The organism is Roseicyclus sp. (assembly GCF_052168335.1).
GTDB lineage: Bacteria > Pseudomonadota > Alphaproteobacteria > Rhodobacterales > Rhodobacteraceae > Roseibacterium.
The window spans coordinates 1-1,085 of sequence record NZ_JBQLZP010000521.1 but is presented as its reverse complement, the minus strand read 5'-3'; the positions used below and the strand labels follow the sequence as shown (position 1 = coordinate 1,085).

2 protein-coding genes are annotated in these 1,085 nt (G+C 74.1%); both read right to left on the bottom strand.

The window, feature by feature from the left end:
• Window positions 1-34 precede the first annotated feature (34 nt).
• Window positions 35-868, bottom strand: coding sequence for an EamA family transporter (locus tag ACTS11_RS15835; RefSeq protein WP_442641264.1), 834 nt, complete (start codon window positions 866-868; stop codon window positions 35-37).
• Between the two features lie 23 nt (window positions 869-891).
• Complete coding sequence (locus tag ACTS11_RS15830; protein ID WP_442641263.1) at window positions 892-1,062, bottom strand: hypothetical protein; 171 nt, start codon at window positions 1,060-1,062, stop codon at window positions 892-894.
• Window positions 1,063-1,085: the final 23 nt, after the last annotated feature.

Sequence of the window (1,085 nt, the reverse complement as noted above, 5' to 3'; positions counted from 1 at the left end):
GCCGCGCCGAGCGCACCGGCCGGGGGCGACGCCTTCAGGTCCGCCCGCGCCTCTGGCCGAGGATGGCGAGCGCGAGGCCCGCGAGGACGACGAGGGCCGCGACCGCCTCGCCGCGGGTCACGGTCTCGCCCAGGACGAGCGCGGCGGTGCTGATCCCCACCACGGGAATGAGGAGGGCGAAGGGCGTGATCGCCGCCGCCGGGTGGCGCGACAGGAGCGTGCCCCAGAGCGAGTAGCCGAGAACGGTGGAGGCGAGGGCGACGTAGACGATGGCGAGCCAGGCGCCGGGCGAGACCGCGGCGATGGTGGCGAAGGGCGCGGGGCCCTCGAGCGCAAAGGAGAGGGCCAGCATCGGCAGGGGCGGCACGAGGCTGCCCCAGATGAAGAGGGCGGTCATGTTCACGCCGGGCAGGCGCCTGAGGACGAGGTTCCCGAAGGCCCAGGAGAGCGCGCCGGTGAGCACGAGGAGGAGGCCGAGCGTCGTCACGTTCCCGCCCCCGGCGATGCCGAAGAGCGCGAGGCCCGCGCAGGCCAGCGCGATGCCGGCCGCCTGCATGGGGCGCACGCGCTCGCCGAAGACCAGGGCGGCGAGGGCGATGGTCATCGGCGCCTGGCTCTGGATGATGAGCGAGGCGAGGCCCGCGCTCACGTCGACCTCCATCGCGCTGAACAGGAAGGCGAACTGGCCGGTGTTGATGAGGAGGCCCACGGCGAGGATCGCGGGCCAGCCGGTGGGCCTCGGGAACAGGGCGATCAGCGGCACGAGGATGGCGAAGCGCAGCCCCACGAAGAGGAGCGGGGGAACCTCCTCGAGGCCGAATTTCATCGCCGTGAAGTTGGACCCCCAGGCGAGCACCACGAGGAGCACGAGCGCGAGGTCGCGGGGCGGGATCAGCGGAGCCTCGCCACGGGGCGCCGCCCGGCCTGCGTCAGCACCCAGGCCTCGCGGCCCTCGATCGCGACGGCGGTGACGGCCCCCCCCCCCCAGGCCGCGCCCGTGTCGGTGGCGAGGCGGTTGCCGTGATGCTCGACATCCGGGACGGGGGGGGGGCCGTGCCCCAAGATCGGAAGAGCACACGGCTGAA